Genomic DNA, 14,464 nt, shown 5'->3' with positions numbered 1-14,464 from the left:
ATTTGTCTCCGTAAATTTAGCGATGCATGCATTCCCCTGTGGGAGCGGGCTTGCCCGCGATGGCGGTATGTCTGATCCACCGCTATCGCGGGCAAGCCCGCTCCTACAGGGGGTGTTTTAGCGCAACGCGGCCAGCAGCTTCTGCAACTGCGCCTGACCCGCCATGTCCAGTGGGAACACCGGCAACCGCGGATCACCCACCTCCAGCCCGGTCATGCGCAAACCGGCCTTGATCGTCGCCGGCAAGCCACCCTTGAGGATGAAGTCCAGTACCGGCAACTGCCGATAGAACAGTTCGCGTGCCCGGTTCAGGTCGTTGGCCTGCACCGCCTGGTACAGATCCAGGTTGAGCTGCGGGATCAGGTTCGGCGCAGCGGTGCACCAACCCTTGGCCCCGGCGGCGAACGCTTCCAGGGCCAGTGGATTGCAGCCGTTGTAGAACGGCACCTGGCCTTCACCCTGGCGGTACAACTGGTGCATGCGCTGGATGTCGCCGGTGCTCTCCTTGACCATTGTCACGTTATCAACGCTGTTGACGATGCGCAGGATCAACTCCACCGACATATCCGTGCCGCTGGTGGCCGGGTTGTTGTAGAGCATGATCGGCACACCAACGCTGTCGCCGACGGCCGCGTAGTGCGCCAGGATCTGCGCTTCACTGAGCTTCCAGTACGACGTTGGCAGCACCATCACCACATCGGCACCTTCGGCTTCGGCAAAACGTGCGCGGCGCACGGCCTTGGCGGTGGTCAGGTCGGACACGCTGACGATGGTCGGCACGCGCCTGGCGACTTTTTGAATGCTGTAGGCGCTGACTTCATCCCACTCGGCATCGCTCAGGTAGGCGCCTTCACCGGTGCTGCCCAGCGGCGCGATGGCATGCACGCCGCTGTCGATCAAACGGTCGATGGAGTGGCCCAGGGCGTCGAGGTCAAGGGTGCTGCCGTCGGCGCTGAACGGGGTGATGGTGTAGCCGATGATGCCGTGAATTGTAGGGCTGGACATGGAATGTCTCCGGTCGAAAAAGGCTTCAGTTCAGGCAATCGGCGTGTTGGCGCAGGTTCTGCCGAGCGTAGTAGTTGAACGCGGCGCCGTGGCGCTTGGGCTTGGAGATCCAGTCATGGGCCTCGCGTCCCAACTGCGGCAGGATCGGCTTGACGGTCCCGGCGGCCATGGCCAGCAATTGCAGTTTGGCCGCCCGTTCGATCAATTGCGCGATCACGCAGGCTTCTTCGATGGTGCTTCCGGTGGACAACTGGCCGTGGTGCGACAGCAGGATGGCGCGCTTGTCGCCCAGGGCCTCGGTGATGATTTCGCCTTCTTCGTTACCCACCGGCACACCCGGCCAGGCTTCGAGGAACGCACAGTCTTCGTACAGCGGGCACAGGTCCATGTGTGACACCTGCAGCGGTACTTCGAGCATCGACAGCGCGGCGATGTGGGTCGGGTGGGTGTGGATGATGCAGTTCACATCCGGCCGGCCACGGTACACCCAGCTGTGAAAACGGTTGGCCGGGTTGGGCATGCCGTGGCCTTCCAACACTTCCAGGTCTTCGTTGACCAGCAGCAGGTTGCTGGCGGTGATTTCATCGAAACCCAGGCCCAGTTGCTGGGTGTAGTAGGTGCCAGGCTGCGGGCCGCGGGCGGTGATCTGCCCGGCCAGGCCCGAGTCGTGGCCGTTCTCGAACAGAATACGGCAGGTCAGGGCCAGCTTTTGCCGGTCGGTCCACGTATTATCCGCCAGGGTACTTTGCATCTGGGTCAGCGCTTGCTTGACCAGTTGTTCTTTGGGGAGTGCTAATGTCTTGGCCATATCGGTGTCCTTTGGGTGGTTCATTGGACGTCGATTTGCTGGTTCCCGCTGCTCGCAAGGTCGTTGGGTTCTGCAAATGACACTAAAGAGGCTATATGACACAATGTGTCATTGGCAAGCAATAATCATCGCCTCCTGCTTGGATTAATCGCTGCGCATGTCTATCCGTTTGAAATTATTGAGAAAAAAACTCGGTGTCACCTTGGAGGCATTGGCCGAAAAATCCGGGATGACCAAGAGCTACCTGTCCAAAGTCGAACGTGGCTTGAACACCCCGTCGATTGCCGCTGCGCTGAAACTGGCCAAGGCGCTGAACGTCAAGGTCGAGGAGCTGTTCAGCGAAGACAGCGTCAGCCTCGACAGCTACAGCCTGGTGCGCAGCCACGAGCGGCCCGACACTGCACCGGGTTACGCGGTGCTGGCCCACCAGGTCAGCGAGCGCAGCCTGTTGCCGTTCATCATCTACCCGCCGGCAGAATTCAGCGACAAGACCTTCAAGGAGCATTTGGGGGAGGAGTTTCTGTTTGTGCATGAAGGCCGGGTGGAAGTGGACTTCATGAACGAACGGGTGCTGCTCGAGCGCGGTGATGCGTTGCACTTCAATGCGCAAAAGCCCCACCGGATCCGCTCGGTGGGCGAGGTGCAGGCGCAGTTGCTGGTGGTGGTGCACAGCGCCGAGGAATAACGCCGATGCTGGGTTGGAACTCGGTCAATGTGGGAGCTGGCTTGTGTGGGAGCGGGCTTGCTCGCGAAAGCGGTGTGTCATTCAACACATCCAGCGTCTGACCCACCGCTATCGCGAGCAAGCCCGCTCCCACATGGGGTCTCCAGTTAGGCTGGGATCAGTGCTCGACCGGCACCGACAATGCCGGCTTGCCCAGCGCATGGCTGCGCGCCGCAAAGAACCTAAGCTCCACTTCCATCCCCTCAAACAGCCCGGCAAACCTGCGCTTTTGCTGCTGGATAAACCCGTCGCTGCGGCCAAATACCGAGATCGCCAGGGTCTTGATCTTCGACCGGCGAATCGCCTCCACCAGGTGCCCGTCCTGTTCGCTCAGGTGATGGCCGAAGATGCACAGCGCACCTGCCTGTCCCAGCAATTGCTCATAGCAGAACGCCAGGTAATCCGAACTGCGAATGCTCTTGAGTTTCTCGCTGCTGGGGCCTTCGTTGATGAACAGCGGTACATCGTCGAGGGTCTTGATGGTGTTGTTGATGGCAAAGCTGCTGAGCAACGTGCTGTCGGTGGACGGCAATTTGCGCGCCGAGCCATCCAGGTTGCGTACCAGGTGCAGGCCGCCGTGCAGGTACAGGATGCGCGTCGCGGCGGTTGCGGTATCGCGCAGGTCAAAACGTGATTCGGCGCCGCGAAACAGGTCGTCGATGCCCGGTGTGTGCAGAATCGACCAGTAGTTGAGCAGGTCGTAATTGCTGGTGAACACCGTCTTGTAGCTCGCCAGTTCCTGGTTGATCGTGGCCAGGGTCGACGGCTGCACCAGGCGCCAGGGGATATGCACGGCGTGGATGGTATTGATCAGCGCTTCCTTGATCGCGTAGTAGCGATTGCGCGGCGCGGCGGAGCTGACGGCCAGGGCTTTGTTGACGCGGCTGGTGGTTTTCAGGGCGCCCAGCACCTGCTCGAAGCTGCGGGTCTGCATCGCGTCAAACACGCTCAGTTCGGAAGCGCTCAGGGGCTTTTCTTCGACGGTGCGCGCGTTTTCAAACAGCGAGTCGTAGGCAAAATCTTCCCACACCGCGCGACTGGCACCGTTGCCGATCAGGATGGCGTCGAAGGCGATGCTGTTGCGCAGTGCGTTCCAGTCTTCAAGGGTGGCGTCGATATCCTGGAAATCCTTCATTGCGGCGGGTCTACTCAAAAACGGCTGGGTGGTGACTTTATCACGGGCGGGCGTTGATCTTGGTCAAGATGCCGCAGGCGGGTGGGGTTGATGCTGTAGGCATCAACGTATCCCCGAGGGTTCATCATGAGCAGCACGTTCTTCATTCCCGCCGTCAACATCATGGGCATCGACTGCCTCGACGAAGCCATGAGTGCGATCCGCAATTACGGCTTTCGCAAGGCGCTGATTGTCACCGACGCCGGCCTGGCCAGGGCGGGCGTGGCCAGCATGATTGCCGAGAAGCTGGCAATGCAGGACATCGATTCGGTGCTCTACGACGGCGCCAAACCCAACCCCAACGTGGAGAACGTCGAGAACGGCCTGGCGTTGCTGCAGCAAAGTGCCTGCGATTTCGTGGTGTCGTTGGGTGGTGGTTCGCCCCATGACTGCGCCAAGGGCATTGCCCTGTGTGCCACCAATGGCGGGCATATCGGCGACTACGAAGGGGTCGACCAGTCGAGCAAGCCGCAGCTGCCTTTGGTCGCGATCAACACCACCGCCGGCACCGCCAGCGAAATGACGCGTTTTTGCATCATCACCGACGAAACCCGCCACGTGAAAATGGCCATCGTCGACCGTAACGTCACGCCGCTGCTGTCGGTCAACGACCCGGCCCTGATGGTCGCCATGCCCAAGGGCCTGACCGCCGCCACCGGCATGGACGCGCTGACCCACGCCATCGAAGCCTATGTGTCCACGGCGGCCAACCCGATCACCGACGCCTGCGCGATCAAGGCCATCGAGCTGATCAGCGCCAACCTGCGCCTGGCCGTGCGCGACGGCAGCGATATGGCCGCCCGGGAAAACATGGCCTACGCGCAATTTCTCGCTGGCATGGCCTTCAACAACGCCTCCCTGGGTTTTGTCCACGCCATGGCTCACCAGTTGGGTGGCCTCTACGACCTGCCCCACGGCGTGTGCAACGCGGTGCTGTTGCCCCACGTGCAAAGCTTCAACGCCAGCGTCAGCGCGGCACGCCTGAGTGACGTTGGCCGCGCCCTGGGCGTGACCGACAAACACGCCACCTTCGAAGAGGGCGCGCAAGCGGCCATCGCGGCGATCCGCTGCCTGTCCCAGGACGTCGACATCCCCGCCGGCCTGCGCGAACTGGGCGCCAAGCTGCAAGACATCCCGCTGCTGGCCACCAACGCCCTCAAGGACGCGTGCGGCCTGACCAACCCACGGCGGGCGGATCAGCGCCAGATCGAGGAGATTTTCCGTAGCGCGTTTTGAGTGGGGCAGCGGCAAGTAGCAAGCTTCAAGCGACAAGCTGTTAACCTGAGCACCTCGTACAGCGCTTAACTTGAAGCTCGCCACTGAGGCCCCCTATGAGAGTTCTGCTATTTGGCGCCACCGGCATGGTCGGCCAGGGCGTGTTGCGTGAGTGTCTGCTGGCCGCTGATGTGCAGGAAGTGGTGGCCGTAGGGCGCACGGCGTTGACCCAGGAGCATGGCAAGCTGCACCAGGTGTTGCATGCCGATATGTTCGACTTCCAACCCCTGGAGCATCTGCTGCAAGGTTTTGATGCCTGCCTGTTTTGCCTGGGGGCATCGTCGGTGGGCATGGATGAAGCCACTTACACCCGCCAGACCTATGACCTGACCCTGGTCGCTGCCAGCACTCTGGCGCGGCTCAATCCGCAGATGACCTTTGTGTACGTGTCCGGTGCCGGCACCGACAGTTCCGAGCAGGGCAAGGTGATGTGGGCGCGGGTCAAGGGCAAGACCGAGAATGCCTTGCTGCGCCTGCCGTTCAAAGCGGTGTATGTGTTCCGGCCGGGGATCATCCAGCCGCTGCATGGCGTGCGCTCGAAAACCGCGCTGTACCAGACGATCTACAACCTGATCGGGCCGCTGCTGTCACTGGTGCGTCGCGTGCGGCCGGCCTGGGTGGTGAGTACCGAGACCGTGGGCCGGGCGATGCTCAGTGTGGTCCGCCATGGCGCACCGCAACCGGTGATCGAGCCTGCCGACATCCATCGCCTGGCCGCCGAGGGGCGGTGATGGCTGTGGCTCAGCCCGCAGCGGCCAGGGCCTTGGCGGGCGCGGTGCTGAACTGAATCAACGCCACCCCACCGATCAGCATCAGCACGCCGAGCAGGCGCGGCGCGGTCAGTTGTCGTTCCACCAAGCCAAACAAGCCAAAGTGATCGAGTAACAACGAGGCGAGGATTTGCCCGGTCATGGCCAGGGCGATAAATCCTGATGCCCCGAGTTTGGGCAAAAGGACCAGGGCCAGGGAGATAAAACACACACCGAATGCGCCTCCGGTCCACATCCACAGTGGCGCCTTGCTGATAAAACCGAGGCTTGGCAGCGGCAGGCGTAGCGCCAGGATCACTGGCAACAGCACCAGGATACTCACCAGCAGCGAGGCCAGGGTCGCCCACAACGGATGCCCGAGGCCGCGCCCGAGGTTGGCATTGATCGCGCTTTGAAACGGCACCACCGCCCCGGCAATCACCGCCAACAGCAACAAGCCCAGCCAATGCAACGTGGTCATGATCAATCTCCCAAAGGTTTTACTGGACTGTACGGTATTCGTCGCGCAGATTTAAATTCCAAGTTCTTATGCTGAACATGCATGCCATGAATGATTTGCGCCGCATCGACCTCAACCTGCTGGTGATCCTGGACGCCCTGCTCAGCGAGCAGCACGTCACCCGCGCCGCCGAGCGCCTGCATCTGAGCCAGCCGGCGGTCAGCCACGCGCTGGCGCGGTTGCGGGATCTGCTGGGCGACCCATTGCTGGTGCGCCAGGGTGGCGGCCTGGTCGCCACCGCCCGCGCGTTGGAGCTGGCGGCGCCGCTGGCCGATGCGCTGGCCCAGGTCCAGTCGTTGCTGGCGCCGAACCGCTTCGACCCGGCGTCGGCCAGGCGTACGTTTCGCCTGGCCATGTCCGATTACGGCGCGGCGCTGCTGTTGCCCGGGCTGGTACGGGCGCTGCGCGAGCAGGCGCCGGGGATTGACCTGGCCATCACCCACGCCAGTCGCGAAGGCATGCAGGAAGGGGTGCTCAGTGGTGAGATCGACCTCGCAGCCGGGGTATTTCCCGACCTGCCCGCCGAGCTGCGCAGCACGCCGTTGTTCGAGGAGCACTACGCCTGCCTGGTCGACCGCGACAGCTTGCCCGCAGGCGGTGTGCTCGACTTGCCCACTTATCTCGCGCGGCCCCATGTGCTGCTGGAAATGCGCGGTAGCGGCACTCCGGAAATCGAACGGGCACTGACCGCGATCCGTGAACGGCGCCACGTGGCAATCAGCTTGCCCCACTGGGGCATCGCACCGCAGTTGATCCAGGGCACTGACCTGATCCTCACCGTGTCTTCCCAGGGGCTGCTGAACATCGACTCCCGGCACTTGCTGGTGGTGCCGCCGCCGTTCCATATCCCGTCCTTCGGTTTTGTCTTGGCCTGGCATAAACGCCGTGGCGGGGATGGCGCCTTGCAGTGGTTGATCGCCCAAGTGCAAGACGTGTTGGCCAAACGCGCGGCCTAGCATTGCAGTGCCGGATGGATTGTGCACAATCGACGCGCCCCTCTTATTTATCTGAGCGTGTTACCCATGACTTCATCATTGCTGTTTGCCGTCATCGCCTCGGGCTTTATCTATGGCATCACGCCGGGGCCCGGGGTGCTGGCGGTATTTGGCATTGGGGCGGCGCGCGGGCGTCGGGCCGGCGCGGGTTTTCTGTGCGGGCACCTGTTGGGTGATGTGGTGTGGTGTAGCACCGCGTTGGTGGCGATTGTCGGTGCCCGGGAAATCGGCAGCAGTGCGTTTGATGTGTTGGGTGTGCTCAGCGCCCTGTATCTGTTTTGGCTGGGCATTCGGGCGATTCGAACCCGCAGCCGCAGCGGCGAGGCTGCCCAGGGCGCCGCGCGCCAACCGTTCTGGCATGGCATTTTGTTTGGCCTGACCAACCCCAAGGCGTACCCGGTAGCCGTGGCTACGTTCACCGCGTTGCTGTCGAGCCGGGCCGAGTTGCTGACCTGGGGTATGTTGCCGTGGTTGATTGTCCTGAGCTTTTTCGGTGGCCTGCTGGCTTACGGGATCCTGATCGGCGTCGTGGGCGCGCGGCAGGTGCGCACGGTGTATCAGCGCCATGAAGTGCTGATCACCAAGCTGTGCGGCGTGATGTTCATCGGATTTGCGATCAATGCCCTGGCCCACGCATTGCCGGGCCTGCTGGGCAGTAAAACCTCCTGAGCAGCGACGACCGTTCGTCGCACCAGCAAGTTTTTTCTAAACCTTTGCCGCCCTGAAAATTCAGATTCAGGGCGGGGCTCGTTCCCCGGCATGTCTTTATTACCTGGAGGAACCCATCATGAGCCGCATGGCTATCCGGTTACGCACCGCCACTTTCGCGATGCTGCTGGGCCTCGGCGCCAGCAATGCTTTCGCCCAAGGGCCCGCCGAATTCATCGAACAGGCCTCGGCCAAGGGCATGGCCGATATCGAAACCAGCCGCATGGCCCACGCCAAGACCTCGTCCCAGGAGATCAAGGACTACACCATCGAGGTCATCAACGAACGCACCCTGGCCAATCAACATTTGGCGGCCATTGCGAAAAAACTCGACCTGCCAGTGGCACCTCGCGACCAGATCGTCGACAAGGCCGAAACCCTGATGCCTGAACTGACCGATGGCGATTCCTTCGACGCCGCCTACACAGCCCAGCAGGTCAAGGCCAACGAAGATGCAATCGCGCTGTTCAAGCAGGAAGGCGCGGCTTCGGACATCCCCGAAATAAAGGCATTGGTTGACGAAACCCTGCCCAAGCTGGAAACCCGCCTGGAAAAAGCCCGGGCGCTGGCTTCATCCTATGGCAAGAGCCGTAACGGCGACGGTTGATCGCGGGCCTGGTCATGCAAGCGGCGGTTGGAGCTGATCCAGCCGCCGTTTTTTTATGCCTGGTTCAGGTCGGTCTTGACTGAGCCGCCTGGGTCCGCTGCTGTGCTGTCGCCGCCGAGGCTGACGGTTTGGCGCTCGCCCAGGGTACGGTATTCGCTGCGCAGTTTTTCCAGGGCTTTGAAGTCCAGGCCATCGAGGCTCAGTACCGCGTTCTGTGCATCCTTGGTCACCCGCAGCAACTCATCAATCTTGATATGCAACATGTCGCTGTCACGGTTCTGGGTGTTCTGGATCAGGAACACCATCAGGAAGGTGATGATGGTAGTGGACGTGTTGACCACCAATTGCCATGTGTCGTTGTAGTGAAACCAAGGGCCGCTGACGCCCCACAGCACAATCAACACCACTGCCGCAAAGAAGGTACGGGCGCTGCCTGCCCAGCGGGCAAGGGATTGGGAAAGGGTCGAGAACTTCATGGTGATGCTCCAGTTAGGTGCTGATGAAGTACTGACCGTGGCGGCACGCTGAAATTTCTTTTTACAATTGTTGACCTGCATGAATTTGACGGGGCCGTGCAACCGTTGGGCAGGTTCGAGGCGCAGGCATCGAACCCTGCTGGTGTAGACCGGTCACTATTTCATCACCCCGTCAAAATGGAAGCGTGATCATGAGCCTCTCTCGTACTCTCTGCCTGGCCTGCTGCCTGGTGCTGTTGCAAGGCTGTTTCGACAGTTCTAACAATGAAACCCAAGACAACACCGGCGGCAGCAAATCCTCGGTGCAATTGAAGGATTCCAAGGCTGATCAGCCCTAGCGCTTGGTGGCTGTCAGAACAACGACCTTGTAGCCTCGCCATCCTCGAGGGTCAGCAAATACTGCTTGGCTTCAAGCCCGCCGGCAAACCCGGTCAGCCCGCCCGAAGCACCGATCACCCGATGGCAGGGCGCGACGATCGAAATCGGATTGCGCCCGTTCGCCGCACCGACCGCGCGCACGGCCTTGGGGTTGCCGATCTGCGTAGCGATCTGGCTGTAGCTGCGGGTCTCACCGAAAGGAATGGTCAACAGTGCGCTCCAGACTTTTTTCTGGAACTCGGTACCGTCGAAGTCCAGTTCCAGCTCGAAGCGGTCGCGGGTGCCGGCAAAATACTCGTTCAACTGTCGCTCGGCCTCCAGCAGCACCGGGCTGTGGTTGACCTCTACCAGTTCGCCCAGGCGCACACGGTTGGCGCGCTCGGTTTCCCACAGGATGGCGGCGAGCTTGCCGTTGCGGGCAACCAGGGTCAGTTGGCCGACGGGGGAGGGCATCAGTTTGTATTCACACGGCATGAGTGGGCTCCTTGTTGCGCGGATCATTTAGCGGACAGGCCTGCACTTTAGCGCTCATCGCGGATGGGTGAACTACGTTTCTTGCGGTCAAATTCGGCGGTGTCACCGCTGTTGTTACAGTAACTTCAACGCTGGCGACGCGAGGAACCCCGAGCGGCTTTTTTCTTCCGGGGGATGCAGTACGTACCCGTCAATTCGGTTGAGCAAATAGCCAGGCAGCGTGATGTTGAGCTTCTGCGCCGGCAGGTGCTGCAAGCAAGCAGTGTATGAGCGCGGGACAAGGCTGCAGGAGGGGGGATTGCGGGTTTTACTGGCAAACTCCAGGCATAAAAAAACCGGCCACATGGGCCGGTTTTTTCTTCATCCCCAACCCCGGCGAAGCAGGTGGAGGAGGGCAATTGAGTGGAGCGGGTAGAGGGAATCGAACCCTCAACTAAAGCTTGGGAAGCTTTCGTTTTGCCACTAAACTATACCCGCTCAGAGCGGCTGACTTTGTACCAGAACTGCGCGGCGATTTGAAGTTTTTCTTTGAAAAATGTGCAAGTTGCGAGCGTCAGCCGAAATGTTCAGGCAACCCTGGGCAGTCGTGCCCACCCAGGTTGCATTCAAATCGCCAGTGCATGCAGGGCATGGCCCTGGTGATACCGCAGTCGATTCACCGACTGTTCCGGTTTCAAAAAGCTCATCAAAGCCTGGCGGCTGTCGTTGCACGCGGCCTTGTGCTCCATGTCCAGGAAGTGCCCGGTGGCCTGGATGGTGCCGAAGCTGCTTTTGGCCACATGTTGCCCGAACAGTTTGGCGTCTTCGGCGCTGGTGTATTCATCCCACTCGCCGTTCAAGAACAGCACTGGAATGTCGATCTGCCGTGCAGCCTTGAGGTAGCACTGGCGGTCGCTATTGAGCACCTGGCTGATGTGATAGTGCATCTGCCCGTACTCGTGCTCGGCCAGGGTGCTGACGTGCCGATAGTTGAAGCGCTTGAACAGCGGCGGCAGGTGTTTGCCGATGGTGCTGTTGACCAGGTTGCCGACGCTGTGGCGGTCGAGGTTGCCGAGGTAGTCGACGCCACGTTCCAGGTAGTCGCGCATCGGCGCGTTGATCAGCGGCGAGAACGAGCTGATCACGGCTTTTTCCACGCGGCGAGGGCGCTGGGACAAGGCGACGAGGGTGGCGACGCCGCCCCAGGAAAACGACAGCACATGCTCGGCGGCGAAGTGGTCGATGAGTTCCAGGAGGATCTGGCCTTCAATGTCCTTCGTCAGCATTTGCTCATGGCGGTTGTGGGCTTTGGAGCGACCGGCGTAGGGCTGATCGTACAAAACCACATTAAATTGCGGGTACAGGCTTTTCACGGTCTGGGCGAAAGACGCAGTGGTGGCCATGGAGCCGTTGACCAGGATGATGGTCTTTTGAGCAGCGTCCGCGCGATAGAACTCCGTGTAAACCCGATACTGACCCTGTATATCCAGCACAGCGATTTCTGGCCTCATGTCGTAAGACTCCTGGCAAGCGGGTGGTGCGCGCAGATCACTCTGCACGAGCTTTGTGACAGGTAGGCATACGCCTTGAAAGGAGGCCCATGTCGGTCCGATGAAACTGGCCGACGGGTGTTGTTATGGCGGGCAACTTGCCATGGCCCGCACGTCAAGCGGTGTGGGCAGGCACAGTGTTTCTTGGAAGGTTGGGTGACTCGCCAGTCAGAATGCGGCTGGCGTTTTGATTCAAGCAGGAGGCGGGCCAGGTCGCAAGCTTCACCCCGCAGTTTGGGCTATCACCGGCTGAACGGTCATATCTGGCAGATTTCCGCGTCGCTCAGCGGCCGATACTGGCCGGGAGCGAGCCGTTCATCCAGCACCAGCGGCCCCATGCATTCGCGATGCAGGCGTATCACCTTGTTGTCGAAGTGCCCGAACATGCGCTTTACCTGGTGATAACGCCCTTCAATGATGCTCAGGCGCGCGCTTTTGGGGCCCAGCACTTGCAGGTCGGCCGGTTGGGTGGTCAGGTCCTCGAAGGCGAAGTACAGGCCGGCGCGGAACGTCGCGGCATACTCCGGGCCAATCTCCTGTTCGGTCTCGACGTAGTAGACCTTGGGCAGCTTGGTGTGGGGCTGTGTCAGGCGTCGGGACCACTGGCCATCATTGGTGATCAGCATCAGCCCGGTGGTGTTGAAGTCCAGGCGGCCAGCGATATGCAGGTCGCTCTTGTCCGGCTCATCCAGCAGATCAAGGACAGTGGGATGCTGGGGATCGACAGTGGCACTCACGCAGCCTTGTGGCTTGTGCAGCATGAAATAACGTGCGGGTTTGCCCGCTTGCAGGATCTGGCCATCACACTCCACACGGCTGAACTCGCGAACGTCCTGGCGCGGGTCGGTAACCGGCTGCCCATCGACGCTGATCCGGCGCTCTGCCAGTAGCAGGCGCACTTGCTGGCGATTGAAGCGGGGCAGGTTACTGAGGAAGCGGTCGATACGCATTACCGGGGCTCGACCCCGCGCAATTGGGCGTCGACCTGGGCACAGCGCGGGCACAGGCAGGCCGTGTTGCGCAGTTCCGGCGCCAGGGCTTCGAGCAGCTTGGGGTCGATGGTGACGCTGTAGCACCAGCAGGCACGGTCAGCGGTGCGCGGGTCGGCCAAGGTGCAGTCGTTGCGGGCGCCGCAGGCGGGGCAAAGTGTGGGAGTGGTCATCGGTCGGTTCAGGCGTAATTCAGTCATGGTCCCGGTGAAACCCGGTGTCCCTGGCACGATACAGGCCTGGGCGGTTTATTGCGCCACAGATGTATCAATCTATGTCTAAGTCGCACCAGATTCGGTTTTTGATGTCTGATCTTCTGTCATTCAGCCAAAGCTGTGTGGCGCCCCCCAGCGTCGCTGGTGTGTGCTCTTCCGCGGTCCAGGAGGCCGCCATGTATCGTCGATTGCTCCTCAGCGCTGTGCTCGGCTTGACCCTTTCTGCCTGCGTGCCTTATTACGATGGAGGCTCCAGCTACTATCGATCCGAAGTCTATACCGCGCCCGCGCCGGTCTATTACTACGGCGGTGGCCCGTCCTACCAGTACCGGCGGGGCTATTACGCACCGCCACCCCGCTATTACCCGGCGCCGCGCTATTACCAGCCGGCCCCCCGTTACTATCAAGCCGGGCCAAGGCCGGGTTACCGGCCTTACCCCAGCCAGAGTTGGGGTGACCACCGGGGCAATGGTGGCCAGGGGCATAGAGGTGGCCGGGGCGGTGATCATGGAGGAGGCCGTGGCGGGCACAGGTAATCCGCTTCTCTTTGAAACGGCGCGTCATGCGCCGTTTTTTGTGGCTGGCCGCCACATGTCATCGATCCGACAGATCTGCCAGCGGATGCCGTCCTTCCCAGGCCTTGTGAAAGTGCGCCTCGACCACGGCCTCGGGAATGCGCTTGATATCCGGCCAATGCCAGTGGGGCTGCTGATCCTTGTCGATCAGGCGGGCCCGTACTCCCTCGCTGAATTCCGGATGCCGACAGCAATTGAGGCTCAAGGTGTATTCCATCTGGAAAACTTCTGACAGGGACAGGTGCCGCGCCCGTCGGATCTGTTCCCACACCAGGTGCGCGGTCAGCGGGCAGCCCTCGCTCAAGGTCTTGCCGGCCCGGCTGAAGAGCGGGTCGGCATGCTCGCGCAGTTGGCTCAAGGCGCGCCAGGCGCACTGCACGTCGCCTACATCCAGCCATTCGTCGATCTGTGGGCGTCGCGGCAGCCACTGTGGTTCTGGCTGCTGGCTGGCAGCTTCCTGGGCCAGGGCCTTGAACAAGCTGTTGAGCTGCATCGCGGTCTGCTCCTGCCAGTTCAATTGCAACAGGCCTTCGAGCATTTCGCCCTGTTGTTCGTCCAGCAGGAAACGGTCTGCCAGGCCCAGGTCGAGGGCGTCGCGCCCATTCATATGGGCGCCGGTGAGGCCCAGGAACAGCCCCAGTTTGCCGGGCAGGCGCGAGAGGAACCAACTGGCGCCCACATCCGGGTAGAGGCCGATGCTGATTTCCGGCATGGCCAGGCGGCTGCTCGGGGTGACGATGCGGATAGCGGCGCTTTGCAGCAACCCCATGCCCCCGCCCAGCACATAGCCATGGCCCCAGCAAATCAGCGGCTTGGGGTAGGTGTGCAGGTGGTAGTCCAGGCGGTACTCGGCCGCAAAAAACTGCGCGGCCAGCGCCGGCACTTCACCCGGGTGCTCTCGGCAGGCCTGGGCCAGGCTGCGCACTTCACCGCCGGCGCAAAACGCCTTGGCACCGTTGCCGCGCAGCAGCACGCAGACGATCTGCGGATTGCGCGCCCAACTGTCCAGGCGTTCGCCGAGGGCCTGGATCATCGGGAGCGAGAGGGCATTGAGGGACTTTTCCGCGTCCAGGCTGGCGATGCCGATACGGGCACCGTCTGTGCCAGTGAGCTCTTCGAAGTGCAGATTCATCATGACCTCAATCGGTAAATTGAACGTTGAGTATGATCCCTTCGGGGGAAAGTGCCGGTTCTGCGTCAGATCAATTGACAAGTGGAGTGGGCTTTCCTAGGGTTCGCCCATTCTTTTTACATGATGTGTTT

General features: G+C 61.4%; 18 protein-coding genes, 1 tRNA gene and 1 pseudogene. 8 read left to right on the top strand and 12 right to left on the bottom strand.

Annotation, left to right across the window (positions count from 1 at the left end; genetic code table 11):
* Nucleotides 1–117 precede the first annotated feature (117 nt).
* Entirely contained in the window at nt 118–1,005 is an 888-nt protein-coding gene (locus HBO12_RS18210) for a dihydrodipicolinate synthase family protein (RefSeq protein ID WP_169956779.1), read from the bottom strand.
* A gap of 25 nt (nt 1,006–1,030) precedes the next feature.
* On the bottom strand, nt 1,031–1,813 hold the full coding sequence (locus tag HBO12_RS18205; protein WP_169956777.1) for an aldolase: 783 nt from the start codon (nt 1,811–1,813) through the stop codon (nt 1,031–1,033).
* A gap of 157 nt (nt 1,814–1,970) precedes the next feature.
* On the opposite strand from HBO12_RS18205, the gene HBO12_RS18200 reads away from it, so the two are divergent.
* Complete coding sequence (locus HBO12_RS18200; RefSeq protein WP_169956775.1) at nt 1,971–2,498, top strand: helix-turn-helix domain-containing protein; 528 nt, start codon at nt 1,971–1,973, stop codon at nt 2,496–2,498.
* A 157-nt stretch (nt 2,499–2,655) separates the two neighbouring features.
* Here HBO12_RS18200 and HBO12_RS18195 read toward each other — a convergent pair whose 3' ends face one another.
* Complete coding sequence (locus HBO12_RS18195; protein ID WP_170042880.1) at nt 2,656–3,672, bottom strand: DUF4917 family protein; 1,017 nt, start codon at nt 3,670–3,672, stop codon at nt 2,656–2,658.
* A gap of 126 nt (nt 3,673–3,798) precedes the next feature.
* On the opposite strand from HBO12_RS18195, the gene yiaY reads away from it, so the two are divergent.
* Together yiaY and HBO12_RS18185 are read left to right on the top strand one after the other, a co-directional pair.
* Complete coding sequence (gene yiaY / locus HBO12_RS18190) at nt 3,799–4,947, top strand: L-threonine dehydrogenase (protein ID WP_170042879.1); 1,149 nt, start codon at nt 3,799–3,801, stop codon at nt 4,945–4,947.
* A 95-nt stretch (nt 4,948–5,042) separates the two neighbouring features.
* Nucleotides 5,043–5,717, top strand: coding sequence for an NAD(P)H-binding protein (locus HBO12_RS18185; protein WP_170042878.1), 675 nt, complete (start codon nt 5,043–5,045; stop codon nt 5,715–5,717).
* A gap of 10 nt (nt 5,718–5,727) precedes the next feature.
* Here HBO12_RS18185 and HBO12_RS18180 read toward each other — a convergent pair whose 3' ends face one another.
* Nucleotides 5,728–6,216 (bottom strand): DMT family transporter, encoded by a 489-nt coding sequence (locus HBO12_RS18180; protein WP_169956768.1) that lies wholly within the window; start codon nt 6,214–6,216, stop codon nt 5,728–5,730.
* 77 nt (nt 6,217–6,293) lie between these two features.
* Here HBO12_RS18180 and HBO12_RS18175 point away from each other — a divergent pair, with 77 nt between their 5' ends.
* The 3 genes from HBO12_RS18175 to HBO12_RS18165 all read left to right on the top strand — a co-directional run bounded on the left by HBO12_RS18175 (nt 6,294) and on the right by HBO12_RS18165 (nt 8,565).
* On the top strand, nt 6,294–7,211 hold the full coding sequence (locus HBO12_RS18175; protein ID WP_407073442.1) for a LysR family transcriptional regulator: 918 nt from the start codon (nt 6,294–6,296) through the stop codon (nt 7,209–7,211).
* 66 nt (nt 7,212–7,277) lie between these two features.
* On the top strand, nt 7,278–7,919 hold the full coding sequence (locus HBO12_RS18170; protein WP_170042877.1) for a LysE family translocator: 642 nt from the start codon (nt 7,278–7,280) through the stop codon (nt 7,917–7,919).
* 118 nt (nt 7,920–8,037) lie between these two features.
* Nucleotides 8,038–8,565, top strand: coding sequence for a DUF4142 domain-containing protein (locus HBO12_RS18165; protein ID WP_169956762.1), 528 nt, complete (start codon nt 8,038–8,040; stop codon nt 8,563–8,565).
* Between the two features lie 53 nt (nt 8,566–8,618).
* Here HBO12_RS18165 and HBO12_RS18160 read toward each other — a convergent pair whose 3' ends face one another.
* A complete protein-coding gene (locus tag HBO12_RS18160; RefSeq protein ID WP_170042876.1) occupies nt 8,619–9,041 on the bottom strand; it encodes a low affinity iron permease family protein in 423 nt (140 codons plus the stop codon).
* A gap of 191 nt (nt 9,042–9,232) precedes the next feature.
* On the opposite strand from HBO12_RS18160, the gene HBO12_RS18155 reads away from it, so the two are divergent.
* Nucleotides 9,233–9,379 (top strand): hypothetical protein, encoded by a 147-nt coding sequence (locus HBO12_RS18155; RefSeq protein ID WP_170042875.1) that lies wholly within the window; start codon nt 9,233–9,235, stop codon nt 9,377–9,379.
* Between the two features lie 13 nt (nt 9,380–9,392).
* Here the strand turns inward: HBO12_RS18155 and HBO12_RS18150 are convergent, their stop codons facing one another.
* From HBO12_RS18150 to HBO12_RS18125, 6 genes and pseudogenes are all read right to left on the bottom strand, one after another.
* Nucleotides 9,393–9,893, bottom strand: coding sequence for a methylated-DNA--[protein]-cysteine S-methyltransferase (locus HBO12_RS18150; RefSeq protein ID WP_169956756.1), 501 nt, complete (start codon nt 9,891–9,893; stop codon nt 9,393–9,395).
* Nucleotides 9,894–10,007: 114 nt separating this feature from the next.
* Nucleotides 10,008–10,133 (bottom strand): annotated as a pseudogene (locus tag HBO12_RS18145) (type II toxin-antitoxin system HicB family antitoxin); the annotation flags it as partial.
* 163 nt (nt 10,134–10,296) lie between these two features.
* A tRNA-Gly gene (locus HBO12_RS18140) sits at nt 10,297–10,370 on the bottom strand.
* A gap of 128 nt (nt 10,371–10,498) precedes the next feature.
* A complete protein-coding gene (locus HBO12_RS18135; protein ID WP_170042874.1) occupies nt 10,499–11,383 on the bottom strand; it encodes an alpha/beta fold hydrolase in 885 nt (294 codons plus the stop codon).
* Between the two features lie 296 nt (nt 11,384–11,679).
* A complete protein-coding gene (locus HBO12_RS18130) occupies nt 11,680–12,372 on the bottom strand; it encodes a pseudouridine synthase (protein WP_170042873.1) in 693 nt (230 codons plus the stop codon).
* Nucleotides 12,372–12,584, bottom strand: coding sequence for a cysteine-rich CWC family protein (locus HBO12_RS18125; RefSeq protein ID WP_169956749.1), 213 nt, complete (start codon nt 12,582–12,584; stop codon nt 12,372–12,374). The genes HBO12_RS18130 and HBO12_RS18125 overlap by 1 nt, the downstream gene beginning before the upstream one ends.
* Nucleotides 12,585–12,802: 218 nt before the next feature.
* Between HBO12_RS18125 and HBO12_RS28425 the strand changes: the two genes are divergently transcribed.
* The gene (locus HBO12_RS28425; protein ID WP_170058375.1) at nt 12,803–13,162 is read left to right on the top strand and encodes a hypothetical protein; all 360 of its coding nucleotides are present in this window, start codon (nt 12,803–12,805) and stop codon (nt 13,160–13,162) included.
* A gap of 58 nt (nt 13,163–13,220) precedes the next feature.
* Here the strand turns inward: HBO12_RS28425 and HBO12_RS18120 are convergent, their stop codons facing one another.
* Nucleotides 13,221–14,333 carry an enoyl-CoA hydratase/isomerase family protein gene (locus HBO12_RS18120; protein WP_169956745.1) on the bottom strand — a complete coding sequence of 371 codons (1,113 nt, stop codon included), beginning with the start codon at nt 14,331–14,333 and terminating at the stop codon, nt 13,221–13,223.
* Nucleotides 14,334–14,464 lie beyond the last annotated feature (131 nt).

This window comes from Pseudomonas sp. WS 5059 (assembly GCF_012985525.1).
Classification (GTDB): Bacteria; Pseudomonadota; Gammaproteobacteria; order Pseudomonadales; family Pseudomonadaceae; genus Aquipseudomonas.
Note: the sequence above shows the minus strand (reverse complement) of the source record. Positions and strands in the feature narration are given on the sequence as shown.